Annotated in this window: 21 protein-coding genes and 1 tRNA gene; 12 read left to right on the top strand and 10 right to left on the bottom strand. The window is 67.9% G+C overall.

Annotated features, from left to right (window positions below):
* The first annotated feature begins 24 nt into the window (after positions 1–24).
* A complete protein-coding gene (gene glgA, locus BM372_RS13865) occupies positions 25–1,233 on the top strand; it encodes a glycogen synthase (RefSeq protein WP_090956159.1) in 1,209 nt (402 codons plus the stop codon).
* A gap of 121 nt (positions 1,234–1,354) precedes the next feature.
* Here glgA and BM372_RS13860 read toward each other — a convergent pair whose 3' ends face one another.
* Complete coding sequence (locus BM372_RS13860) at positions 1,355–3,490, bottom strand: acyl-CoA dehydrogenase family protein (protein ID WP_090956036.1); 2,136 nt, start codon at positions 3,488–3,490, stop codon at positions 1,355–1,357.
* Positions 3,487–4,233 carry a TetR/AcrR family transcriptional regulator gene (locus tag BM372_RS13855; protein WP_371261746.1) on the bottom strand — a complete coding sequence of 249 codons (747 nt, stop codon included), beginning with the start codon at positions 4,231–4,233 and terminating at the stop codon, positions 3,487–3,489. Before BM372_RS13855 ends, BM372_RS13860 begins: the two co-directional genes overlap by 4 nt.
* 61 nt (positions 4,234–4,294) lie before the next feature.
* Between BM372_RS13855 and BM372_RS13850 the strand changes: the two genes are divergently transcribed.
* Genes BM372_RS13850 through BM372_RS13840 form a run of 3 tightly spaced genes read left to right on the top strand, consistent with a single transcriptional unit; the run spans position 4,295 to position 7,987 of the window.
* Positions 4,295–5,725, top strand: a complete 1,431-nt coding sequence (locus BM372_RS13850; protein ID WP_090956035.1) for an acetyl-CoA C-acetyltransferase — start codon at positions 4,295–4,297, stop codon at positions 5,723–5,725.
* 10 nt (positions 5,726–5,735) lie between these two features.
* Complete coding sequence (locus BM372_RS13845; protein ID WP_090956034.1) at positions 5,736–7,076, top strand: 3-oxoacyl-ACP reductase; 1,341 nt, start codon at positions 5,736–5,738, stop codon at positions 7,074–7,076.
* On the top strand, positions 7,073–7,987 hold the full coding sequence (locus tag BM372_RS13840; RefSeq protein ID WP_090956033.1) for a MaoC family dehydratase: 915 nt from the start codon (positions 7,073–7,075) through the stop codon (positions 7,985–7,987). The genes BM372_RS13845 and BM372_RS13840 overlap by 4 nt, the downstream gene beginning before the upstream one ends.
* On the opposite strand, the gene BM372_RS13835 is transcribed toward BM372_RS13840, so the two are convergent.
* The 4 genes from BM372_RS13835 to BM372_RS13820 form a co-directional block, all read right to left on the bottom strand.
* A complete protein-coding gene (locus tag BM372_RS13835; protein ID WP_256214282.1) occupies positions 7,984–9,060 on the bottom strand; it encodes an FUSC family protein in 1,077 nt (358 codons plus the stop codon). The two genes, BM372_RS13840 and BM372_RS13835, sit on opposite strands and share 4 nt — an antisense overlap.
* A 156-nt stretch (positions 9,061–9,216) precedes the next feature.
* Positions 9,217–10,284 carry a glutathione S-transferase family protein gene (locus tag BM372_RS13830; protein ID WP_090956031.1) on the bottom strand — a complete coding sequence of 356 codons (1,068 nt, stop codon included), beginning with the start codon at positions 10,282–10,284 and terminating at the stop codon, positions 9,217–9,219.
* Positions 10,285–10,293: 9 nt separating this feature from the next.
* Positions 10,294–11,100, bottom strand: coding sequence for a M50 family metallopeptidase (locus tag BM372_RS13825; protein ID WP_090956030.1), 807 nt, complete (start codon positions 11,098–11,100; stop codon positions 10,294–10,296).
* Entirely contained in the window at positions 11,097–11,450 is a 354-nt protein-coding gene (locus tag BM372_RS13820; RefSeq protein ID WP_090956157.1) for a TraR/DksA family transcriptional regulator, read from the bottom strand. Before BM372_RS13820 ends, BM372_RS13825 begins: the two co-directional genes overlap by 4 nt.
* Before the next feature lie 158 nt (positions 11,451–11,608).
* On the opposite strand from BM372_RS13820, the gene malQ reads away from it, so the two are divergent.
* Complete coding sequence (gene malQ, locus BM372_RS13815) at positions 11,609–13,837, top strand: 4-alpha-glucanotransferase (protein ID WP_090956029.1); 2,229 nt, start codon at positions 11,609–11,611, stop codon at positions 13,835–13,837.
* Between the two features lie 259 nt (positions 13,838–14,096).
* On the opposite strand, the gene BM372_RS13810 is transcribed toward malQ, so the two are convergent.
* Positions 14,097–14,179: transfer RNA gene (locus tag BM372_RS13810), tRNA-Leu, on the bottom strand.
* A gap of 164 nt (positions 14,180–14,343) precedes the next feature.
* On the opposite strand from BM372_RS13810, the gene BM372_RS13805 reads away from it, so the two are divergent.
* Both BM372_RS13805 and BM372_RS13800 read left to right on the top strand, forming a co-directional pair.
* Positions 14,344–15,660: a M20/M25/M40 family metallo-hydrolase gene (locus BM372_RS13805; RefSeq protein WP_090956028.1), complete on the top strand. Its 1,317-nt coding sequence runs from the start codon at positions 14,344–14,346 to the stop codon at positions 15,658–15,660.
* 16 nt (positions 15,661–15,676) lie between these two features.
* Positions 15,677–16,840, top strand: coding sequence for an acyl-CoA dehydrogenase family protein (locus BM372_RS13800; RefSeq protein ID WP_090956027.1), 1,164 nt, complete (start codon positions 15,677–15,679; stop codon positions 16,838–16,840).
* Between the two features lie 18 nt (positions 16,841–16,858).
* On the opposite strand, the gene BM372_RS13795 is transcribed toward BM372_RS13800, so the two are convergent.
* Complete coding sequence (locus BM372_RS13795; protein ID WP_018772920.1) at positions 16,859–17,092, bottom strand: DUF5703 family protein; 234 nt, start codon at positions 17,090–17,092, stop codon at positions 16,859–16,861.
* A gap of 39 nt (positions 17,093–17,131) precedes the next feature.
* Here BM372_RS13795 and BM372_RS13790 point away from each other — a divergent pair, with 39 nt between their 5' ends.
* Positions 17,132–17,407: a hypothetical protein gene (locus tag BM372_RS13790; RefSeq protein WP_090956026.1), complete on the top strand. Its 276-nt coding sequence runs from the start codon at positions 17,132–17,134 to the stop codon at positions 17,405–17,407.
* A gap of 38 nt (positions 17,408–17,445) precedes the next feature.
* Here BM372_RS13790 and BM372_RS13785 read toward each other — a convergent pair whose 3' ends face one another.
* Entirely contained in the window at positions 17,446–18,381 is a 936-nt protein-coding gene (locus BM372_RS13785) for an aldo/keto reductase (protein ID WP_090956025.1), read from the bottom strand.
* 52 nt (positions 18,382–18,433) lie between these two features.
* On the opposite strand from BM372_RS13785, the gene BM372_RS13780 reads away from it, so the two are divergent.
* Together BM372_RS13780 and mshC are read left to right on the top strand one after the other, a co-directional pair.
* A complete protein-coding gene (locus BM372_RS13780) occupies positions 18,434–19,267 on the top strand; it encodes an undecaprenyl-diphosphate phosphatase (protein WP_090956024.1) in 834 nt (277 codons plus the stop codon).
* A gap of 15 nt (positions 19,268–19,282) precedes the next feature.
* Positions 19,283–20,584, top strand: a complete 1,302-nt coding sequence (gene mshC / locus BM372_RS13775) for a cysteine--1-D-myo-inosityl 2-amino-2-deoxy-alpha-D-glucopyranoside ligase (RefSeq protein WP_090956023.1) — start codon at positions 19,283–19,285, stop codon at positions 20,582–20,584.
* A 9-nt stretch (positions 20,585–20,593) separates the two neighbouring features.
* Here mshC and BM372_RS13770 read toward each other — a convergent pair whose 3' ends face one another.
* Positions 20,594–21,499, bottom strand: a complete 906-nt coding sequence (locus BM372_RS13770; protein WP_090956022.1) for a PAC2 family protein — start codon at positions 21,497–21,499, stop codon at positions 20,594–20,596.
* Positions 21,500–21,652: 153 nt separating this feature from the next.
* Here BM372_RS13770 and BM372_RS13765 point away from each other — a divergent pair, with 153 nt between their 5' ends.
* Positions 21,653–22,414: an HAD family hydrolase gene (locus BM372_RS13765; protein ID WP_090956021.1), complete on the top strand. Its 762-nt coding sequence runs from the start codon at positions 21,653–21,655 to the stop codon at positions 22,412–22,414.
* A complete protein-coding gene (locus BM372_RS13760; RefSeq protein WP_090956020.1) occupies positions 22,407–23,594 on the top strand; it encodes a site-2 protease family protein in 1,188 nt (395 codons plus the stop codon). Before BM372_RS13765 ends, BM372_RS13760 begins: the two co-directional genes overlap by 8 nt.
* Positions 23,595–23,643: the final 49 nt, after the last annotated feature.

The following is a 23,643-nucleotide window of genomic DNA, read 5'->3' as shown; positions in this document are numbered from 1 at the left end:
ACCGTAACGACTACCTTGGTGCTTGTGCGAATAGACATTGTGACTAAAGAATTCCCGCCGGAAATCTACGGCGGCGCCGGAGTCCATGTGGCCGAACTCAGCAGAGTGCTGGCCCAACGCGTGGACCTGCAGGTGCGTGCCTTCGGCGCGCCCCGTGAGCGGGGGTATCACGGGGCGACGGTGACGTCCTACTCCGTGCCTGAGGACTTGGGCTCCGCCAACGCCGCCATCCAGACCCTGGGGGTGGACCTGAGGATCGTTCCGGACGTCGCCGGCGCGGACCTGGTGCACTCACACACCTGGTACGCCAACATGGCAGGGCACATCGCGGCGCTGCTCCACGGCATCCCGCATGTGCTCAGCGCCCACAGCCTGGAACCGCTGCGCCCGTGGAAGGCCGAGCAGTTGGGCGGCGGCTACGCGGTGTCCTCCTGGGTGGAAAAGACCGCCTATGAATCCGCCGCCGCCATCATCGCCGTCTCCGAAGGCATGCGTCAGGACATCCTGCGCAGCTACCCGGACGTTGACCCGGCCAAGGTCAAGGTGGTCCACAACGGCATCGACGTGAGTTTGTGGAACCGGGACGAGGGGGAGGACGTCGTCCGGGCCCTCGGCATTGACCCCTCGCTGCCGAGCGTCGTGTTCGTTGGTCGCAATACGCGGCAAAAGGGTGTGCCCTACCTGCTCCGTGCCGCCGCGAAGCTGCCCGCCAACGTCCAGCTGGTGCTGTGCCTCGGCGCTGCCGACACGCCGGAGCTGGCTGCCGAGACGGCGCGCCTCATCGAGGAGCTGCAGAGCAAGCGCACAGGCGTGATCGTGGTGGAGCGGATGCTGCCCCGCAACGAACTCATTCAGGTCCTCAGCCACGCAACGGCGTTCGCCTGCCCGTCCATCTACGAGCCCTTGGGGATCGTGAACCTGGAGGCGATGGCGTGCGGCGCCGCCGTCGTGGCCAGCGCCACCGGCGGCATCCCGGAGGTCGTCGAGCACGGCGTGACCGGGCTGCTCGTGGAGCTGGAGCAGGTCACCGACGGCACTGGCACCCCACTCGATCCGGAGAAATTTGTCACTGAGTTCGCCGCCGCCCTGACCGAGGTGGTGTCCGATCCCGCCCGGGCGAGGGCCATGGGTGAAGCCGGCCGCCGCCGCGCCGAGGAGCACTTCTCCTGGGAGTCCATCACGGAGACCACCCTCGAGGTATACCGGTCAGTCCTCCCGGAGTCCGTCTCCTAAGCAGCAAGGAATGAACGACGGCGCCGGCTCCCCGAGCGGTGAGCCGGCGCCGTCGTCAGTTAACCGTTTCTGATGACTTGGCGGCTGGACAGGCTTGCTGGACAGGGCTGCGGCAAGCCGGTCAGGGACGCGCGGGCTGCCGGTGGTGGGCGGTGCGGGCGAGCAGGATCTTCTCATCCAGCGGCGCCTGCCCGCTGGCCCGCTGCCTGCGGACGTAGTCCCTGGCCTCGTCCTGGCGGGCCTTCTCGGCACCGGTGGAGATCTCGGCGCGCAGGTGCTCCGGCCCGTACCCGAAGGCATCCACCAGGTCCAGGGCGTGCGGACGGATCTTCACCAGCAGCCGGTTGATGTATTCGCCCACGGTACGTCCGCGCTGCATCGACAAGCGGCCGTTCATGAGGTACCAGGACAGGTTCTTTTCGATCAGGGACAGGCCGAAGAGGTCACGCAGCCAGGTCAGGACCTTGCGGGTGCCGGGGTCCGCGACCTTGCCGAGGGCCTCGGTAAAGGCCTCCCACTGCAGCAGTTCGGCGTGGGCCTGGGCGGCTTCGATGAGCTCATGCTGGTGCGCGTTGAACAGGGCTGCACCTTGCTGCTGCGGGAGCTTGTTGGCGCCCTTGAGCGCCGCGCCTGCCTGGGCCACCATGGTCTGGACCCGGTCGGTCAGGAGGGCCCGCTGGCTCGACTCGTCCCGGATGGCAATCGCCGCCTTCTGTGCCAGGCCGGAATCAGCCACGAACTGCGCAACCTGGCGCAGCCCGCTGCGGTGCAGCGCCGTTCCCGTCGCCTGGGTCACCACATAGCGGGCCAGGACACCGACGTTGACGTTGCGGAACTCCTTGGCGTAGTCGGCGAGCAACCGCTTGGCGACGAGCTGCAGCAGGACCGTGTTGTCGCCCTCGAAGGTCACATACACATCGAGGTCGGCGCGGAGGGAGGCGAAGCGGTTCTCGATCAGGAAGCCGGCGCCGCCGCAGGCCTCACGGCATTCCTGCAGCGTGTCCAGGGCATGCCAGGTGCTCAGCGGCTTGAGCGCTGCGGCCAGGGTCTCCAGATCCTGCCGGTCCTCGTCGGAGTCGTGCCGGCCGGAGAAGACGTCGTCGAACTTCTCCAGCAGCTGCTCGTGCGCGAAGCTCGCCGCGTACGTGGTGGCCAGCCGGGTGAAGAGCCGGCGCTGGTGCCGCTGGTAGTCCAGCAGGACTTCCTCATCGGTCTGGGAGGAGGCATTGAACTGCCTGCGCTCTGTGGCGTACCGGACGGCCGTGGTCACTGCCAGCTTCGAGGCGGCCACGGCGGCGCCGTCGAGGGACACCCGGCCCTGGACGAGGGTGCCGAGCATGGTGAAGAAGCGCCGGCCGGGGCTGGCGATGGGGGAGGTGTAATTTCCTTCGGCGTCGACGTCACCGTAGCGGTTGAGCAGGTTCGTGCGCGGGATCCGGACGTTCGAAAAGTGGAGCCGGCCGTTGTCGATGCCGTTCAGGCCGCCCTTGACGCCGTCGTCCTCGCCGCCGATCCCGGGCAGGAACTCCTTGGTGGCGGGGTCGCGCAGGTCCACAAAGAAGGCGTGCACGCCGTGGTTCACGCCCTTGGTCAGCAGCTGGGCAAAGACGACGGCGCCCAGGCCGTCGATGGCGGCATTGCCGATGTAGTCCTTCCAGGCGGCCCGGAACGGCGTGTGGATCACGAATTCTTCGGTGGAGGGGTCGTACGTGGCCGTGGTGGCGATACTGGCAACGTCGGAGCCGTGCCCCGTCTCGGTCATGGCGAAACAGCCCGGAATCGCCAGGCTCATGATGCCCGGCAGCCACTTCGCGTGGTGTTCCTCCGTGCCCAGATGCATCACAGCCGAGCCGAAGAGGCCCCACTGGACCCCGGCCTTGATCTGCAGGGAGGGATCGGCAGTGACCAGTTCCTCGAATCCTGCCACGTTGCCGCCGTGGTCGTCATTGCCGCCAAGCGAGGACGGGAAGGCGCGGTGGACGGCCTCATGGCGCACCAGATGCTCCAGCTGCCCGAAGGCCCGCCGGCGGTGTTCAGTGTGCGTCAGGCCCTCGATTTTGTGCAGTTCTGGCTGGCCGGACACCGCCCTGGCGTGCCGGCGTACGTCCGCCCATTTGCCGAGCAGCTGTTCACCAAGGGCAGCGACGTCGACGGCGGGCAGCCCCGCGATGCCGGATCGGGCAGCCGTCGCGCCGTCCGCCGGGGTGGGGGTGCGCCCGGACGGGCCGCCAGCGGTTCGGTCGGCTAAATCAGTCATGTCGTTTCCTTCTTTGGTTCTGACAAGTTCAGTTCATTGGCTGTCAATTCACGGGCCGGCGTCTGCAGTTCGCGGGCGATCCCGAAGCAGAGCCAGTCCGTGATCTGCCGCGCCATGGCCTCCTGGTCGGGCTTGGCGGGTCCTGGTGGACTGGCGAGCCACTGTTCGCCGGCATTTCGCACCAGTCCGATAGCGGCGTTCGGCCAGTAACCGATTACTGCTTCCTTGTCCTGGCCGCCGCCGAGATGGCTGCGAATGGGCCGGGCAATCATGTCGCCGATGGCCGCGAAGAAGTGGCTCAGCGCCCCGGCCGTGGACACGGACGGGACCTCCGTCTCCGTCTCGCCCGGGGCGTGGCGTGTGACGAAGGCGTAGACATTCGGACTGGTCTCGGCCATCTGCAGGTAGGCGGACACCATGGCGAACAAGCCTTCCCGCGGCGTCTGGGCGCTCCGGGCAGCCTCCTGGATGCGGTGCTGCATCTGGCTCAGGACCACCTCGCCCACCGCCTGCTGAAGCCCGGCTTTGTCACCGAAATAGCGGTAAAACACGGACTTTGACGTTCCCGCGGCCACGGCGATCTCCTCCATCGACGCGTCGCTGCCCAACGCGTGAACCGCTTTTCGCGCGGACTTGATGAGCTCCCGCCGCCGTTCCTCGCGGTGGGACTGCCAGCGGGACGCACGGCCGTCGACGGCGGCCGCGCTGGTGTCCTCTGCCGGTCCGGGGTGGGGGATGTTCACGATACCCAGCGTATCAGGTACGCTGGGTATCGGTAACCGCTTTGATCGAAGGAGACAGCCCATGCCCGTCAACGGCCAGTCAGATCCAGGACAGCCACGTCCGGGACAGCCAGTACCCGGCCCTCAGGAACCGGCGGCGACGTCTTCCGCGCAGAGCCCGAAAGGCGGCGACGCAACGGAGGCCGCCGCGGCACCGCGGCTCCGCAGGGCCGTGGTGGTGGGCGGCAACCGGATTCCGTTTGCGCGGACCGGCGGCGCGTACACCAAGTCCTCCAACCAGGACATGCTGACCGCCGCGCTGGACGGCCTGATTGCCCGGTTCGGCCTCCAGGACGAGCGGATTGGCGAAGTCGCTGCCGGCGCCGTCCTCAAGCACTCCCGGGACTTCAACCTCACCCGGGAAGCCGTCCTAGGTTCGGCGCTCTCTGCCGAGACTCCGGCCTATGACCTCCAGCAAGCCTGCGCTACGGGCCTGGAAACCGTTCTCGGGCTGGCGAACAAGATCAAGCTGGGGCAGATCGATTCCGCGATCGCCGGCGGCGTTGACTCCGCCTCCGACGCCCCCATTGCTGTCAGCGAAGGGCTCCGCGAGGTGCTCCTGGACCTCAACCGGGCCAAGACCGTCTCCCGGAAGCTGCAGGTCCTCAGCCGGCTCCGGCCCAAGGATCTGGCCCCCGATGCCCCGAATACTGGCGAGCCCCGCACCGGCCTGTCGATGGGCGAGCACCAGGCGCTGACCACCGCGCAGTGGAAGATTACCCGCGAGGCCCAGGACGAACTCGCCTTCAACAGCCACCGGAACCTGGCCGCGGCCTACGACGCCGGCTTCTTCGAGGACCTCCTCACCCCGTACCGGGGCCTGACCCGCGACTCGAACCTGCGGGCAGACACCAGCCTGGAGAAACTGGCCACGCTCAAGCCCGTTTTCGGCAAAAACCTGGGCGCCGAAGCCACCATGACCGCCGGAAATTCCACTCCGCTGACGGACGGCGCTTCCACCGTGCTGCTCGCTTCGGAGGAATGGGCCGACGCGCACGACCTGCCCAAGCTCGCCGCCGTCGTCGACGGCGAGGCGGCCGCCGTCGACTTTGTGCACGGCAAGGACGGGCTGCTCATGGCGCCGGCGTTCGCGGTGCCCCGGCTGCTCGCACGCCACAACCTCACCCTTGCGGACTTCGACTTCTTCGAGATCCACGAGGCGTTCGCCGGCACGGTTCTGAGCACCCTTGCCGCATGGGAAGACGAGGAATTCGGCCGCACCCGGCTGGGCCTGGACGGCGCCTTCGGTTGCATTGACCGCTCCAAGCTGAACGTCAACGGCTCCTCGCTTGCCGCGGGCCACCCGTTCGCTGCCACGGGCGGGCGGATCGTGGCGTCACTGGCCAAGATGCTGCACGCCACGGGCCAGGTCGACGGGCGTCCCGCCCGCGGGCTCGTCTCCATTTGCGCGGCCGGCGGCCAGGGCGTCGTCGCGATCCTCGAAGCACTCTAGGGAGAACCGGATGAGTGATAAGTACACCCAGTTCGTCAGCCACGGACTCGGCAGGGACATCGCCAAGCGGCTCGGCCTGCCGCAACCGGTGGTCCTCCGTCGGCACCAGCCCGGCCGCCCCCTCATCGACGGCCCGGTCCTGGTCCAGGGGTCGACCAGGGGCGCGGACAGCCTCGCTGCAGCCCTCCTCGGCTGGAACCTTGACGTCCGCCGCCATGCGATCCCCAAGGAAAAGCTCGGCGCCATCATTCTGGTGCTGGATGAACTGGCGCATCCCGCGGACCTGGAGAAACCGGTCCTGACCGCCGCCACCTCGCTGCGCGACCTCGCTCCGAACGCCCGGATCATCACCGTGTCCCGCACCGCAGCCTCGACGCCGGAGCCGGCAACGGCCGCGGCCCGGCAGGGCGTGGACGGTCTCTTGCGGTCCCTGGCCAAGGAGTTGCGTGCCGGGGCGACAGGAAACGGCATCCTGCTCGCGGATGGTGCAGGAACGACGAGCCCCGGAACCCTGGGGGCCATGCAGTTCTTCCTCTCGGGCCGCTCGGCGTTCGTGGACGGGCAGTTCCTGACCGTCAGCTCCGCTGCCGGCCGGCTTCCCGGCGACGCCGGGAAGCCGCTGGCCGGGAAGGTCGCCGTCGTGACCGGTGCCGCCCGGGGCATCGGGGCCGCGATTGCCCGCACCCTTTACCGCGACGGCGCCACGCTCATCCTTGTCGACATCCCGGCCGCCGGGGACCACCTCGCGGAGGTCGCGAACGAGGTCCGCGGGACGGCCCTGCAGCTGGACATCAGCCGCGACGATGCCGGCCAACGGATCATCGAGCACGCCCTCACACGCCACGGCCGGCTGGACATCGTGATCCACAACGCCGGGATCACCCGTGACAAGCTCCTGGCGAACATGGATGCGGCCCGCTGGAACGCCGTGATCACTGTCAACATCGCCGCGCAGCTACGGATAAACGAGGCCCTCCTGGCCTCGGAGCACCTCCCGGACGCACCGCGGATCGTGTCCGTGGCGTCCACGAGCGGGATCGCCGGCAACCGCGGCCAGACCAACTATGCCGCCTCCAAGGCCGGCGTGATCGGCATGGTCCGCGCCACGGCTCCGCTGATCGGCGGGCGCGGCGGGTCCATCAACGCCGTTGCTCCGGGGTTCATCGAGACGGACATGACCGCCCGGATTCCCTTCGCAACCCGTGAAGTGGCGCGCCGCCTCAATTCGCTGCAACAGGGCGGCCGGCCGGGAGACGTGGCCGAGGCCGTCGCGTTCCTGGCCAGCGACGCGGCCGGCGGCATCAGCGGCGAGGTGCTGCGCGTCTGCGGGCAAAACCTGGTGGGCGCATGAGCGGTTCCCAGACGGTGGTCCTCGGGGAGTTGCCGGCCCTGTCGAAGCTCTACGTCAACGCCGCGGCGGCGGCCGCACGGCGCCGGATCCTGGGCGCCCACGGCGGCACCGAACTGCCGGCCTACACCCACGAAGTCCGTGGTGTGAAACCCGACGTCACCAACCTGACCGCCTACCAGCACCTGATCGGCGAGACTGCGAGCGACGTCCTGCCTGCGGGGTTCATCCATGCGCTGGCGTTCCCGCTGGCCATGAGCGTGCTGAACCGGGACGACTTTCCACTGCCTCTGCTGGGCATGATCCACCTGGCCAACAAGGTGGTGCAGTCCGCGCCGGTCCTGTTCACCGAGGCCCTGGACATCCGCGCCCGAGTGGAGAACCTGCGCGGCCACCGGGCCGGCACCCAGCTCGACGTCGTTGCGGAGGTCCGCGCTACCGGGCAAGAAGAAGTCCGCTGGCACGGGGTGTCGACATACCTGGCCAAGGGTGTCTTCCTCCCCGGGATCGACAAACCCTCGGTGTCCGCGACGCCGCCGCCGTTCTCGGCACCGGATCCCACGGCCCTCTGGCAGCTGGGCGTCGATACGGGTCGTGCCTACGCCGCCGTGTCCGGGGACTTCAATCCCATTCACCTGAGCGTCCTGACTGCCAAGGCGCTGGGGCTGCGCCGGTCCCTTGCCCACGGCATGTACCTGGCGTCCCGGGCGTTGGCCGACGTCGGTGCCGCCAAGGGTGACGCGTTCAGCTGGGACGTGGCCTTCGAGGCGCCGGTGTTCCTGCCGGCCCGCGTCGCGCTGGACATCAGCACGGTGCAGGCCGACGGCGGCGCATGGCAGCGCTCCGATTACGTGGCGTGGAATCCGCTGTCGGGCCGCCGGCATTTCAGCGGTACCGTCGCGTCGCTGCCCTAGCCGGCAGCCCGGGTTCCTGAGGGGTCAGCCTGAGGTGCTTCCGGCAGGGCAGGCCTGGCCACACGCAGCATGCGATGGAGGCTCACAAGAATGGATTCCACAGCGCTCGGGGCGTCCTCCCTGTGGGGCTCGGAGCCAGCGCGTGCTGCGAGCGCGCTGATCGCCGCCTCAGCTGAGTCGACCAGCTCGGCCCGGCGTTGCGGATCCGAGTCCTCCGTAGCGTCCAGCACGTCGCCGACGGAGGTAACGGCGTCGCCGAGGGGCTCCGTGCTGGCGCGAGGGATCACGAACGGGGTTCCGTCTGCCCAGATGACATCCGAAAGGACCTGGGTCACGTCCTGGATGTGGAAGGTGAGCCGCTCCAGGTCCCGCAAATTCCGGTAGTCGAGGTCCAGGTCGCGCGGATGCAGGCGGCGGCGGGGATTGGCCTGGCGGCTGGCGTCCGCCTTTTCGACTGCGAGGCGGACGGAACGGGCGTGCGCCGCGAGCGCATCCGAGCGCCGGGACCAGTCTTCGTGTTCCGGCGGCCAGCTTTCCTTCAGCGCCTGGCCCATGTCCCACAGTTGCTGGGCGAGGGCATGGCGCAGCTCCGCGATGCTGACGGCCGCGGCCCGGAAGTGCAGCGGCGGGAAGACCAGGAGGTTCACGATGATGCCCACCGTGACGCCGACGCCCATCTGCACGAGGTACCCGAACGAGAACGTGTCCGGATTGTGGCCGCCGACCAGCAGGACCAGAAGCGCCGCCGTCGGGATCCAGTCCCGGCCCGAACCGATTCTCGGGAGTCCGGCCAGGATCACGCCCAGACCCATGACCACGGCCACGGTCAGCGGCGACGGCGCGCCGAGGCTGAACAGCACGAACGCGAGCCCGATCCCGATCGCCAGGCCGGCGAGCGTCTGCAGGCCCTGGCGCATGGACCCGGCGACGTTTTCATACATGGCCACCAGGGCGCCGAGCGGCGCGTAATAGGGGTATTCAGCGGCGGAGCCTGGCATGAAGGGAGCGATCGCGAAGGCGGTGCCCGCGGCCAGTGCAGCCTTAAGGGCCAGGTGGAGCCGCGGCCACAGCATCGCGGCGGACACAGCACTGGACAATTTTCGGGCCCATCTGCGCGGCGCGGAGGGCGGACTACTGGCTGTCTTTTCTGGAGTGAGCATCCCGGTTCACCCTAGGGCCGGGGGGTTGCTGCTACAAATGGACGAACCTGACCGCGGCCACCGCCGGCGTCAGGCCGCGCCGTGGCCCGGGGCGACCTCTTCGCCCGCCCGGACCGGTCCCGGCGGGGTGCCCTCGCCGAACGGCCGCCCGCCCAGAGCCTCGCGGCCGTGCCCGCTGAGCCAGGCGCCCAGCTCCGGCCCGCGGGGGACCACTCCGGTGGGATTGATGTCCTCGTGGACGATGTAGTAGTGCTGCTTGATCTGCACAAAATCGATGGTGTCGCCGAACCCGGGGGTCTGGAAGAGATCGCGCGCGTAGGCCCAAAGCACCGGCATCTCGCTGAGCTTCTGCCGGTTGCACTTGAAGTGCCCGTGGTAAACGGCATCGAAGCGGACCAGAGTGGTGAAAAGGCGGACATCTGCTTCGGTGATGGTGTCGCCCACGAGGTACCGCTGCCCGGCAAGGCGTTCCTCAAGCCAGTCCAGGGCGGTCCAGAGCCGGTTGTAGGCGGCGTCGTAGGCTTCCTGGGAACCGGCGAAGCCGCACCGGTAGACGCCGTTGTTCACTTCCGTGAAGACCCTCTTGTTGACGGCGTCGATTTCTTCCCGCAGGGGCTCCGGGTACAGCTCCGGCGCGCCGGGCCGGTGGTACTGTGCCCACTCCGTGGAGAAGTCCAGCGTGATCTGGGGGAAGTTGTTGGTCACCACCTGGCCGGTGGGGACGTCCACAATCGCCGGAACGGTAATCCCGCGGGGGTAGTCCGGGAAGCGGCGGAAGTAGGCGTCCTGGATGCGTTCGATCCCGAGGACCGGATCCTTGCCGTCCGGGTCCAGGTCGAAGGTCCAGGATCGGGCGTCGTGGGTGGGTCCGGGCTGGCCAAGGGAGATGACGTCCTCGAGGCCGAGCAGCCGCCGCACGATCACCGTGCGGTTGGCCCAGGGGCAGGCACGCGCTGCGATGAGCCGGTACCGGCCAGGCTCCACCGGCCAGCCGGGTTCGCCGTTGCTGCCCGGCGCGCCGTCCCGGGTGATCCGGTCCTCAATGTAGTTGGTGTCGCGGGTGAATTCCGCACCGCCGGTCACGTAGGCGCCTTTGGTGCTGAATCCAGGATCGTTGGGGTGGCTGATTTGGCTCATGGTCCCAGCCTACGGCCGGAATTGCACTGCCCGAACTGAATTGAACTCTCCCAGCAAGGCGGTAAACACCGGCGCCATGGGCTGCCAGGCAAACCACCAGGCGCCGGCCACAACAGCCGCGAAGAGGGCGATCCACACCGCGGCGGGGACAGAGGTGGCCCGGGCCAGCAGGTACGCATCCGACGTCGGGAGCCTCTCGCGGTGGCGCAGATGCACGTTGGCGAGTTTTCCCAGATCCCTGAGGGCAGCCACGAGGAGTGCCAGCCCGAGCACGATCATGATGTGTCCGTTGAACGCCGGCGGCACGAGCAGCACCAGAAACGCCGCGGCGAGCACCGCGCCGCCGGTGATGAGGAGCCCCACGCCGTTGCGGAGGAACAGGAATGAGGCCAGAAGGACCAGCGTGCCCACTGACATCGCCGCCGGACCCCAGCCGTTGAAGCCGCACCACACCATCGCGGCGCCAACGACGGCGGGCACCGGGTAGCCCCAGAAGGTGGACCAGACGGCGGAGAGCCGGCTCCTGCTGTACGTGGTGGTGGTGCCGGAATGGTCCAGGCGCAGGTGGATGCCGCCGAGGCGCTGGCCGGTGGTGAGGGCGGCAAAGGCGTGGCCCAGTTCATGGGTCACGGTGGCGAGCAGGCCAAAATAGCGCCAAGTGAGGCGGGGCAGGGACACGGCAACGGCCAGCAGGATCACCACGGCGAGCTCGGTGCTGGTCACGTGCGGATCGGGGGCGTGGGTGAAGCCTGCAAGGATCCGCTCCCACCACGTCTGGGCGAGGTTGGGGTCCCCGGTCCCGCCGAGCGGGATCATGCCCTGCCCGCGGCATGCTGGATGCAGTACGGGGTCCAAGGCCTGGCCTCCAGCCGGCCGTCGGGGATCGCAGCGCCGCACACTTCGCAGATCCCGTACGTCCCGTGTTCCATTCGGCCGAGGGCAGCGTCGATCTGCGCCAGCCCTGCCCTGCTTTGCTCCAGCAGCGCGGACGCCTGGGAGAGTTCGAAGGCAATCGTGGAGCCCTCGGGGTCGTGCTCGTCGTCGACGTTGGAGTCCCGGCGGGCGGCACTCACCCCGGCGATGTCTCCGCGGAGGGCGGGCAGGAGGGCAAGCTTCCGGTCGCGCTCCTCGTGCAGGAGGATCCGGAACCGTTCGACGTCAACCATAGGGTGCAAGGCTAGCGCGGGCACCGTAGCGCCGTCTAAACAGGGCGACCGGACCGACAGCGCAGTCCGCACCGCGGGGCCGTGGAGGGATCCGAGGAACTGGGAAATGCAGCCCATATCCATGGAGGAGGCGCGGGGCCAGCGTCTAGAGTGGGCGCATGGCGGACCCTACGTACCAAGAAAACCCCGAACTTTCCTCGACGACCGGCAACGCCGGACAGCCCGGGAACACTGACCCCGCAAGTCCCGACATCGCCCTATTGCGCGAACTTGCCGCAGCCCATGGTGTCGGCACAAGTTACTGGGGCTGGGACGGAGCGGAGCACGCTGTGGCCGCCGCTACCCTCCGGAGCGTCCTGGCGGCCTTGGGAGTACCGGCCAACGGGTCCGAGGAGCAGCAACGCTCCCTTGCGGAGACGCGTTTGGCGCCGTGGCGGCGCCTCCTCCCGCCGGTCCTTGTCCTGAGGGAGGGCCAGGAGGCCCAGGTGAATGTCCACGTCCCGCACGGAGCCGGCGTCCGCGTCTGGATCGACGCCGAGGACGGCGCCAGGCATGAGGCACAACAGCAGGAGAACTGGGACGAGCCGGTCGATGTCGACGGTGTGCTCACCGGCCGGGCGACGTTTGCCATCCCATCCCGGCTAGGCCTCGGCTGGCACACCCTGATGGCTGACGCCGAAGGCACCCTGGCACAATGTGCCTTGATTGTGACGCCCGCCCGGCTGCAGACCCCGGCGCGGCTCGCCGGGCGTCGCACCTGGGGGCTGACCGCCCAGCTTTACTCCGTGCGGTCATCCCGGTCCTGGGGGATTGGCGACTTTGCAGACCTCACCGACCTCGCCGCAGTCTCCGGCGAGCAGGGAGCGAACTTTGTGCTGGTCAATCCGCTCCACGCCGCCGAGCCGGCACCGCCCGTGGAAGACTCCCCGTACCTGCCCGCCACACGGCGCTTTTTCAATCCGCTGTACCTGCGGATCGAGGAAATCCCCGAATATAGTTACCTCGACGCGGCCGGTCGGGCCGAAGTATCCCGCCTGGCCGAAGGCCTGGCGGCGGCCAACCGGTCGCGGGACCTGCTGGACCGCAACGCCAGCTACGCGGCGAAGCTCGCCGCACTGGAACTCGTCTTTGCGGTCCGCCGCGGCCCGGCCCGCAACAAGCAGTTCGCGGACTTCTGCGCCGGGCAGGGGCAGGGACTCGAAGACTTTGCCCTGTGGTGCGCGCTCGCCGAACAGCTGCCGCCGTCAGCGCCGGAGTGGGCCGGAGCGGCGGCCAACCCCGCGACGCCGTACTGTGCCGAGCAGCGCTCAAAGCTCGCCCCCCGGATCGAATTCCACCGCTGGCTTCAGTGGCTCTGCGACCAGCAGCTTGAGGCGGCGCAGCGCTCCGCGCGCCAGTCGGGGATGGAAATCGGCGTCGTCCATGACCTCGCGGTCGGCGTGAAACATGGCGGCGCCGACGCCTGGACCCTGGCGGGCGTCCTGGCCCGGGGCGTCAGCGTCGGCGCACCGCCGGACATGTTCAACCAGCAGGGCCAGAACTGGTCCCAGCCGCCGTGGCACCCGGGGCGGCTTGCCGAGTCCGGCTATGCCGCCTACCGGGACATGCTCCGGACCGTGCTGCGGCATGCCGGCGGCATCCGCGTGGACCATATCCTCGGGCTGTTCCGGCTCTGGTGGATCCCGGAAGGCGCCGGCCCGGGCAACGGCACGTATGTTTATTACGACCACGAGGCTCTCATCGGCATCCTGGCGCTGGAGGCTCAGCGGGCAGGGGCGATCGTGATTGGAGAGGATCTGGGCGTCTTCGAGCCGTGGGTGCGGGATTACCTGGCCGAGCGGGGCATTTTCGGGACATCGATCCTCTGGTTCGAACACGACGCGGATGGCCCCATCCCGCCGGAACGCTACCGCGAGCAGTGCCTGACCAGCGTCAACACCCACGATTTGCCCCCGACGGCGGGCTACCTCGCCGGCGAACACGTCACGTTGCGCGAATCGCTGGGCCTGCTGGGACGCCCGGTGGAGGAAGAACGGGCGGAGGCAGCGGCCGAGCAGGAGGCAGTGCTGTCCCGGGTCCGGGAGCGTGGACTGCTGGGCGGCACTGGTGGCACTGACAGCACTAACGGCATTGACGTCCGGGCGACGGTCGAGGCGCTCTATGCCTACACGGCGCTGGCACCGTCCTCACTGCTGGGCGTTGCGCTGGTGGACGCCGTGGGGGAGTCCCGGACCCAAAACCAGCCCGGCACCAGCACGGAGTACCCCAACTGGCGCGTTCCGCTGGCCGGTCCCGACGGCGTGGTTCTGATCGATGACCTGGCCGCCAACGAGCGGTTCCTTTCCCTCGCGGGCACCGTCCGGAGCGCACTCCAGCCCGGGAGCTGAGGCGGGTTCCACCAGGTCGGGGCGCGCGGAAGAATGCCGGGACGTGCAACCGGCTCAGGACAACGGCCCGGAACCTCCCGGCCAACACACAGGAAGCGGCGCCCATAATGGTCCCGAAGCTCCGGCCAACCGCTATTTGGCCGGAGCTTCGCCACGTGCGCCGCGCTGGCTCCGGCGCATCCTGACGCGCCCGGACCCAACAGCCCTGGAAACAGAAAAAAACCCCTGAAATCCAATGGATTCCAGGGGTTTTCCCTTGTGCGCGGAGGGGGACTTGAACCCCCACCCCCTTTCGAGGACTAGCACCTCAAGCTAGCGCGTCTGCCATTCCGCCACCCGCGCAGGTGGTAATTCCGGGATCGTTTTCGCCTTTCAGCGTTTTGCTTTTCTCGGAAGCAGCGAGAAAGACTCTAGCACGACTTTTCGGGAAACAAATAATCGGGGCTCACAGGGGGTGTGTGGGTAGGCTGAAGCAAGCAATGAGCCACCCGCCACGAGGAGCCGCAATGAGTGAGAACCGGACTGAAATCAGGGCCGAGGACGAGGTCGTCAGGATCTGCCAGGAGTTGATCCGGATCGACACGTCCAACTACGGTGACGGCTCCGGTCCCGGTGAACGCGCGGCCGCCGAGTACAGCGCCGGGCTCATGGCGGAAGTCGGGCTGGACGCCGAAATCTTCGAATCGGCCCCGGGTCGCGCCAGCGTGGTTACCCGGTTGGCGGGGGAGGACCCCTCCGCCAGCGCCCTTGTGGTCCATGGCCACCTTGATGTTGTTCCGGCCCTGCGCGAGCAGTGGTCGGTGGACCCCTTCGGCGCCGAACTCAAAGACGGCCTCATTTGGGGACGCGGCGCCGTGGACATGAAGGACATGGACGCCATGATCCTCTCCGTGCTGCGCAACTTTGCCCGCACGGGCCGCAAACCCAAACGAGACCTCATCTTCGCGTTCTTCGCCGACGAGGAAGCCGGCGGCACTTACGGTGCCCGTTACGCCGTCGACAAGCGGCCCGAGCTCTTTGAGGGCGCCACAGAGGCAATCTCCGAGGTCGGCGGCTTCTCCGCCAACATCGGCGGCCAACGCACGTACCTGCTGCAGACGGCCGAGAAGGGCCTCTCCTGGCTCCGCCTCGTCGCCCACGGCCGGGCAGGCCACGGCTCCCAGATCAACACGGACAACGCCGTGACGCGGCTCGCCGGCGCGGTCTCCCGTATCGGCGCCTACAACTGGCCGATCGAGCTCACGCCCACCACCCGGCAATTCCTCGACGGGGTCACCGAACTCACCGGCGTCGAGTTCGACCCGGACGATCCGGACAAGCTCCTCAAGGAACTCGGCACGGTGGCCCGCTTCGTCGGCGCCACACTGCAGAACACCACCAACCCCACGCTGCTCAAGGGCGGCTACAAACACAACGTCATTCCGGAATCGGCCGAGGCGCTCGTCGACTGCCGTACCTTGCCCGGACAGGAGGAGCACGTGCTCGAGATCGTCCGGGAGCTCGCCGGGACCGGCGTGGACATCAGCTACGTGCACAACGACGTCTCGCTCGAGGTGCCCTTCGCCGGGAACCTCGTCGACGCGATGATCGATGCCCTGCACGCCGAGGATCCCGGCGCCAAGGTCCTGCCGTACACGCTCTCCGGCGGAACCGACAACAAGTCCCTCAGCAGGCTCGGCATCACAGGCTACGGCTTCGCCCCGCTGATGCTGCCGGACGAGCTCGACTTCACCGGCATGTTCCACGGCGTCGACGAGCGCGTCCCGGCGGACTCCCTCAAATTCGGTGCACGCGTGCTGGACACCCTGCTCACCAACTACTGAAAGCGGACACGCAGGCATGACGCCCGAGGACATTCTTACCCAACCGCTGCTCGAGCGGATCCGCGGCCGAGCCGCCGGCTATGACCGGGACAACGCTTTCTTCGACGAGGACCTCGCGGAGCTGAAGGCCGCCGGTTACCTGAAAATGTTTGTCCCCGCTGCCGACGGCGGCGGCGGACTCGGACTGGCGGAGGCAGCCCAGCTGCAACGCCGGCTCGCAACGGCGGCGCCGGCCACCGCACTGGCCGTCAACATGCACCTGGTCTGGACCGGTGTCGCGCACGTACTGGGCGCCCGGGGTGACACCTCGCTGGATTTCATCCTTCGGGAAACCGCGCAAGGAGAGGTATTCGCCTTCGGTAATTCGGAGGCCGGCAACGACTCCGTGCTCTTCGATTCCCGCACCGAGGCTGTCCCAGTGCCCGGCGGCGGCTACAGCTTTACCGGCCGCAAGATCTTCACGAGCCTGTCACCGGCCTGGACGCGGCTGGGGATCTTCGGGAAGGACGCCACCGCCGGGGACGGCGCGGGGGAGCTCGTCCACGGGTTCATCGCCCGGGAAACCCCCGGGTACACGATCCTGCCGGACTGGGACACGCTCGGCATGCGGGCGAGCCAGTCCAATACGACGGTCCTGGACGGCGCCGTGGTGCCGGCAGAGCGGATCTTCAAGAAACTGCCAGTGGGCCCAAATGCCGACCCCCTGATCTTCGCGATCTTCGCGTGCTTCGAGACCCTGCTCGCCGCGGTGTACACGGGCATTGGGGAGCGGGCCCTCACGCTCGGCGTGGAGGCAGTGAAGCGCCGGACGTCGTTCAAGAACGGCGGCCGCAGCTATGCTCAGGACCCGGATATCCGCTGGAAGGTGGCGGAAGCGGCGATGGCGATGGATGCGCTCTATCCCCAGCTGTCCCGCGTGGCGGCCGACGTCGACGATCTCGTGGACCACGGCAGCCAGTGGTTCCCCCGGCTGGTGGGCCTGAAGGTCAGGGCAACGGAAACAGCCCGCGCCGTGGTGGATCTAGCCATCCGGGTATCCGGGGGCTCCAGTTACTTCCGTGGCTCCGAGCTGGAACGGCTCTACCGCGACGTGCTCGCCGGCATGTTCCACCCCTCAGACGACGAATCCGCGCACAACACCGTGGCGAACGCCTGGCTGGGCCCGCTGGAGACACCCTAGAACCGCTGCGGGGGCGTCCTACACGGTGCGCTGGACCTGGATGACCTTCCGGCGCAGCCAGAAGCGCCGGCCGCCGCCCACATAGAGGCGGCTGCGTTCCAGTTCCCATTTGCCGTACTCGGAATGCTCCACGAGCCGGCGGCGGGCCTCAGGCAGGGAATCCTCAGGACCGACCGTCAGTACGAGGTACTCGTACTGCTTCACATAGTCCCGTTCCCGCCGGACCGAGCTGCTCAGAAAATGTTCTTTCATTGCTCTCCATTTTCATCTTTTTCCGACTAACGTGAAGTCATGAGCATCGATCCGCGTGTCGCGCTTCAGTCCCTGACCTCTGCCCTGGAAGAACACCTGGCGGCTGCTTCCGCCCGCAGAAGCGACGGGGATCCTGCGGTCGAAGCGGCGTTCTTCGCCGTTGCTGATGCCTTTGAAGTCTATGACGACGCACTCTACGAAGCGTATGGGGAAGTGACGCCTCTCGAAGTGATCGACGGCGACGATGAGGACGAAGAGGACGAGGACGTTGACGACGAAGAAGACCTCGAGATCCTGCAGAATTCAGAGAACTAGGCGGCCCGTAGCTCCCGGACATTGACCTCGGGACGGCCTCACGCAGGGTCGGAGACGTCCTCGAGGGCCTGCGCGATCTCCGGCGGGAGCGGCGTGAGGGCAGAATCCAGGATTTCCTTGAGCTGCACCGGCGTCCGGGCGCCCACAACGGCCGTGGCCACACCGTGCTGGGACAGGAGCCAGCTCAGCGACACGTCCAGGGCCGTCCGGCCCAGGCCCTTCGCCGCCATGGCAACAGCCTCCACCACGCTGGACGCCGGTCCCTCAAGGTAGGGCTCCACATACGTGGCGAGCCGCTGCTGCGCGGCTCGGGAATCCGCAGGGATGTGCCCGCGGTACTTGCCGCTCAGGACCCCCCGTCCTATCGGACCCCAGGCCATCAGTCCGAGTCCGGCGTCCTCGATGGCCGGAATCAGCTCAATCTCCGCAGTGCGCTGCAGGAGAGAATATTCGGACTGGTTGGCCACCAGGGGAAAACCGGCGATGGCGGCGGCTTTGGCCGTCTGCCAGCCATTGAAATTGGACACGCCGGCGTAGCGCGCCCGGCCGGACCGCACTGCGTAATCGAGCGCGGACAGGGTTTCCTCCAGGGGCACGTTGTGGTCCCAGGCGTGAGCGAACCAGAGGTCCACGTAGTCGGTCCCCAGCCGGGCCAGGCTCGCATCTAGACCGGAAAGCATCCCGTTGCGGGAGGTGTCGACGCTGCGGCGCCCCTCCGACGTCGTTAAGCCGGCCTTTGTCGAGATCACCACCTCGGAGCGGGCGACGACGTCGCCCAGCATGCCACCCAGCATGGCCTCGGCCTGCCCGTCGGCGTAGGACGCCGCGGTATCAATCAGGGTCCCGCCGCCATCGACGAAGGCCCGCAGCAGGGTGGCTGCATCCTGTTCCTCAGTTTCCCGGGCCCAGGACATCGTGCCAAGGGACAGGGCGGACACGCGCAACCCACTGTTGCCGACATAACGCTGCTGCATGTCTGCAAGCTTACGGGGATTCGGGCTGCTTCATAACGTAGGGTCTATAAACGTGAACTGGATACAAGCGGCTTTCCTGGGCCTGGTACAGGGACTGACTGAGTTCCTCCCGATTTCCTCGAGCGCCCATCTGCGGATCGCCGGCGCTTTCCTCCCGGAAGGGTCGGACCCGGGCGCTGCTTTCACGGCCATCACGCAGCTGGGCACCGAGACGGCCGTGATCGTGTACTTCTGGCGCGACATCCTGCGGATCATCCGTGCCTGGGCCGGTTCGCTCACGGGCAGAACATCCCGGCAGGCTCCGGACGCGCGCATGGGGTGGCTCGTGATCCTCGGCAGCATCCCGATCATCGTCCTCGGCCTGCTGTTCCAGGACCAGATCGAATCCGTGCTTCGCAGCCTCTGGGGCGTTGCGACCATGCTGATCCTGTTCGGCATGGTCCTTGCCGTGGCGGACGCCACCGGTCGGCAGGACCGCGAACTCACGCAGCTGACCTACAAGCACGGCCTTTATTACGGGCTCGCCCAGGCCCTGGCCTTGTTTCCGGGCGTGTCCCGCTCCGGCGGCACGATCAGCGCCGGCCTGCTGATGGGGTACACCCGCGAAGCTGCGGCCCGCTACTCATTCCTGCTGGCCATCCCCGCCGTGTTCGGCAGCGGCCTGTACCAGCTGTACAAAGTGGTCACCAAGGAAGGCATCACCGGCCCGTACGGTCTCCCGGAAACGGCCCTGGCTACCGTGATCGCCTTCATTGTGGGTTACGTCATCATCGGCTGGTTCCTTAAGTACGTCTCAACCCGCGGTTACCGGCTGTTTGTCTGGTACCGGATCCTCTTGGGCCTGGCCCTGTACCTGCTGCTCGGTTTCAATGTCATCAGCGCCTAGCATTAGGCTTGGGCTGTGAAGTCCTGGATCTCCCGCCCTGTTCCCCAGCTCCCGGGCAGCATGCCGGCCCTGCGCCTCTTCGACACAGTTAAGGGCGGGATCGTCACCCTGGAAGCCTCGGGTGAGCAGTCCATGTACGTCTGCGGCATTACCCCCTACGACGCCACGCACATGGGGCACGCGGCCAGTTATGTAGCCTTCGACCTCCTTAACCGCAGCTGGCGCGACGGCGGCCAGCAGGTCTCGTATGTCCAGAACGTGACGGACGTCGACGACCCCCTCCTGGAGCGCGCGACGGCCACCGGCGTCGACTGGCGCGACCTCGCGGCTGGCCAGATCGAGCTCTTCCAGACGGACATGTCGGCCTTGAACGTGCTCGCCCCTGATCACTACGTCGGCGCCGTCGAGGCTGTTCCGATAATTGTTCCGGCCATCGAGCGCCTGCTGCACACCGGCCTCGCGTACCGGGTTCCCGGCACCGGCGCAGAGCCCGACGGCGATGTCTACTACGACGTCGAGGCCGCCGGGAAGCGTTCCATTAACACCGCCGCCGACGACGCTTGGACCCTGGGCTCCGTGTCCGGACTGTCCGACGCCGAGATGCTGGAACTTTTCGCCGAACGCGGCGGCGACCCCGGCAGGGCCGGGAAGCGCCAGGCGCTGGATCCGCTGCTGTGGCGGGTGGCCCGCGACGGCGAGCCCAGCTGGCCCGGTGGCGAACTGGGGGAGGGGCGGCCCGGCTGGCACATCGAATGCACCGTGATCGCCCAGGAATACCTGCCCAAGCCGTTCACCGTGCAGGGCGGCGGCTCCGACCTCATCTTCCCGCACCACGAAATGGGCGCCGGCCACGCGTACTCACTGGCCGGCGTGCCGCTGGCCCGTCACTTCGCACACGCCGGCATGGTGGGCCTGGACGGCGAGAAGATGAGCAAGTCCAAGGGCAACCTTGTCCTGGTGTCCCGGCTCCGCGCGGACGGGGAAGAGCCGGCCGCAATCCGCCTGGCGATCCTCGCCCATCACTACCGCACGGACTGGTCCTGGACCGCAGCCGGGTTCGCCCAAGCAAAAGACCGCCTCCGCACCTGGCGCGACGCCCTCGCGGTGGCACCCCAAGGCTCCGCCGGCACCCTCCTCGGCCGGCTGCGCACCGAACTCGCCAACGATCTCAACGCGCCCGGTGCCTTGGCCGCCATTGACGCCTGGGCCAGGACGGCACTGGCTAAGACAGTAAAGGACACTCCCGCAGCCGGCTCAGCGACGGACGCCGCCCTGGTGAGCGACGCCGTCGACGCCCTGCTCGGCGTAGAACTCTAGGCGAGCCCTTTAGGGCTTGTCCTTGCCGCGGCGCTTGAGGTAACGCTCGAATTCGCGGGCGATCGATTCGCCGCTGGCCTCGGGGAGTTCGGCGGTGTCCTTGGCCTCCTCCAGCTGGCGCACATACGCCGCGATCTCGGGGTCCTCGGTGGCGAGCTCGTCCACGCCCCGCTCCCAGGCGTCGGCCTCCTCCACCAGCTCCTGGGTGTCCAAGGGAACCTGCAGCAGCTCCTCGATCCGGTGCAAGATCGCCAGCTGGGCCTTCGGTGACGGCGCCTGGGCCACGTAGTGCGGCACGGCTGCCCACAGCGAGACCGTCGGCAGCCCGGCCAGCAGCGACACCTCGCCGAGCACACCCACTATGCCCACCGGGCCCTCATACTGCGATGCCTCGAGGTCCATCCGCTCCCGCAGGGCGTTGTCGTCGGTGGACGTGCTGACCGGGATCGGCCGGCTGTGCGGCACGTCGGCCAGCAGCGCCCCGACCAGGATGACGTAGTCGACGCGCATGGCTTCGGCATGGACCAGCAGTTCGGCCGTGTAGGCGCGCCACTTATAGGACGGCTCGGTGCCCTGGACGAAGATTACGTCCACGTTCGAGTCCGGAACGCTGGCCTTGAAGATCCGCGTGGACGGCCATTTGATCTTCCGCTCGCCGGACGCCGTGCGGCGGATGGTGGGCCGGGTGAACTGGAAATCGTAGTACTCGTCGGCGTCAATCGACGCGGCCTTTTTGCCGCCCCAGAGTTTATTCAGGTACCGCAGGGCATCACTGGCGGCCTCCCCGGCGTCGTTCCAGCCCTCAAAGGCGGCAAGCATGACGGTGATGCGCCGGCCCTCGGGGACGGGCTGCAGCAGCCGCTCCGGCTCGGAGACGGCGCCTGGTTCGGTGGGGTCTGCCTCGAAGCTGTTCATGCCATCACCCTACGTCTAAGACGCTTCCCAGTGCAGGCAATGAAGCGCCGCAAGTAGGCAAATCTCCGCCGGCATCCAGAGCACCGGCGGCCAAAATTCGCCGTAGGCGTAGCGCCGGCGCCCGGCTGCAGGCTTCCCCGTAGACTGGAAGGCATGCGATCCTCAGCCTCCGGGCCCCTCCTCAAAGCAGCGCTATGGGACATGGATGGCACCATCGTCGACACGGAACCGTACTGGATCGAAGCCGAACGTGCGCTCGTCGAAGCGCACGGCGGCCGGTGGTCCCATGAGCAGGCCCTTCAGCTCGTGGGGCAGTCCCTGGTATTTTCCGCCGGCATCCTGCAGGAGGCGGGGGTGAAGATGGAACGACGCGAAATCATCGACACCCTCACCGGCCATGTGCTCAGCCAGGTCAGGAAATCCGTTCCCTGGCGGCCCGGTGCCCGTGAACTGCTCGACGAACTGCACAACGCCGGCATCCGCTGCGTGCTCGTCACCATGTCCGAGGCCCCGCTGGCCCGGGAAATCGTTGCGAGCCTGCCCAAGCCGTACTTCGAGTTCCTGGTCACGGGGGATACAGTTTCGCAGGGAAAGCCGCATCCGGAGGCCTACCTCACAGCGGTTGAGCTCCTGCAGCAGCAGGACCCCGAACTCGGCCACCACCACTGCGTGGCCCTGGAGGATTCCGCGCCGGGCGCCGCCGCCGCCGTGGCCTCCGGCGTTGTCACCGTCGCCATCCCGCACATCCTGCCCCTCCCGGATGACCCGCGCCGGACCACCTGGGACACCCTCGAGGGCCGCGCGGTGGCGGACCTGGAAGAGCTGGTTGCCTTACGGCACGAATTCCCGGACGCCACATTCGGGTCCGCCGCGGTGGCAACTGCCCGTTCAAACGCGGGCCACGTCCGTGGCTGACACCGGCGGCCCGGGCCAGCCCGGCAAGAACACAACCACCCGCAGGGAAGGGATCCCGCTGGGCCGCATCGCCGGCATCCCGGTCTTCCTTGCTTACTCCTGGTTCATCATCGCGGCATTCACCGTGATCGCCTACGGGCCTGTCCTGCAGACCAACAATCCCCGTCTCGGCCTCACCGCCTTCTTCGTCGCCTTCGCCTACGCGCTGCTGCTGCTGATTTCGGTGCTGGCGCACGAACTCGCCCATGCCCTGACCGCGAAGCTGTTCCACTGGCCCACGGAGAAAATTGTCCTCAACCTTTGGGGCGGCCACACCCAGTTCCAAAGCTTCACCGCCTCACCGGGCCGCTCGGTCCTGGTGGCGATGGCGGGCCCGGCGGCGAACTTCGTTCTCGCCGGAGCCGGCTGGCTGCTGGTCTCGTATGGGGAGCTCAGGGGCGTGGGCGATATCCTCGCCAACATCTTCGTCTGGGCCAACCTGCTGATCGGCATCTTCAACGTGCTGCCCGGGCTCCCGCTGGACGGCGGCCGGCTGGTCGAATCCGCCGTCTGGAAGGCCACCGGAAGCCAGGAAAAGGGCACCATTGCCGCCGGCTGGGCCGGGCGGATCATCGTGGTGGCCCTTGCGCTGTGGTTCATTGTCCTGCCATTTATCAGGGGCGCCCGGCCGGACATTGCCTTCACCCTCGTCACCGCCCTGGTGGGCAGCTTCTTGTGGATGGGCGCCTCGGCGTCGATCCAGCAGGCCCGCCTGCGGCGCAGGCTGCACCTCGTCGACGCCGCGGCCCTCGCCGAGCCGGCCGTCGGCCTGCCCTCCAGCGCCACGGTCGCCGAGATCCTGGACCGGGCGCCCGCAGGCAAGCCCGCCGTGGTGCTGTGCGACCGGGACGGGCGGCCCGTCGCCGTCGTCGACGCCGGCGCGGCCGCCACCGTGCCTGCCTCGCTGGTCTCATCGACCCCTGTCTCGGCCGTCTCCTACGCCCTTGGGCCCGGCGCCTACGTCCCCGAATGGTCCAAGGGCCAGGAGCTCGTCCAGTACCTGGCCCAGCTGGAAGGCCAGGAGTACGCCGTCGTGGACCGGGAAGGCGCCGTCACCGGACTGCTGCGCCAGTCCGCGGTCCTAGGCGCGATTACGGGCAAGTACCCTTCCGAACGCCAGAACCAGGGCCAGAACCGGTAGAGTTACTGGTCGGCCGTGAAATTTCCGGCCCCCACACGCAAGAACCGGT

The sequence above is a fragment of the Arthrobacter sp. ov118 genome (assembly GCF_900116495.1).
In the GTDB taxonomy this organism is placed as follows: Bacteria; Actinomycetota; Actinomycetes; order Actinomycetales; family Micrococcaceae; genus Arthrobacter.
This window is presented reverse-complemented; position numbering and strand designations above follow the sequence as displayed.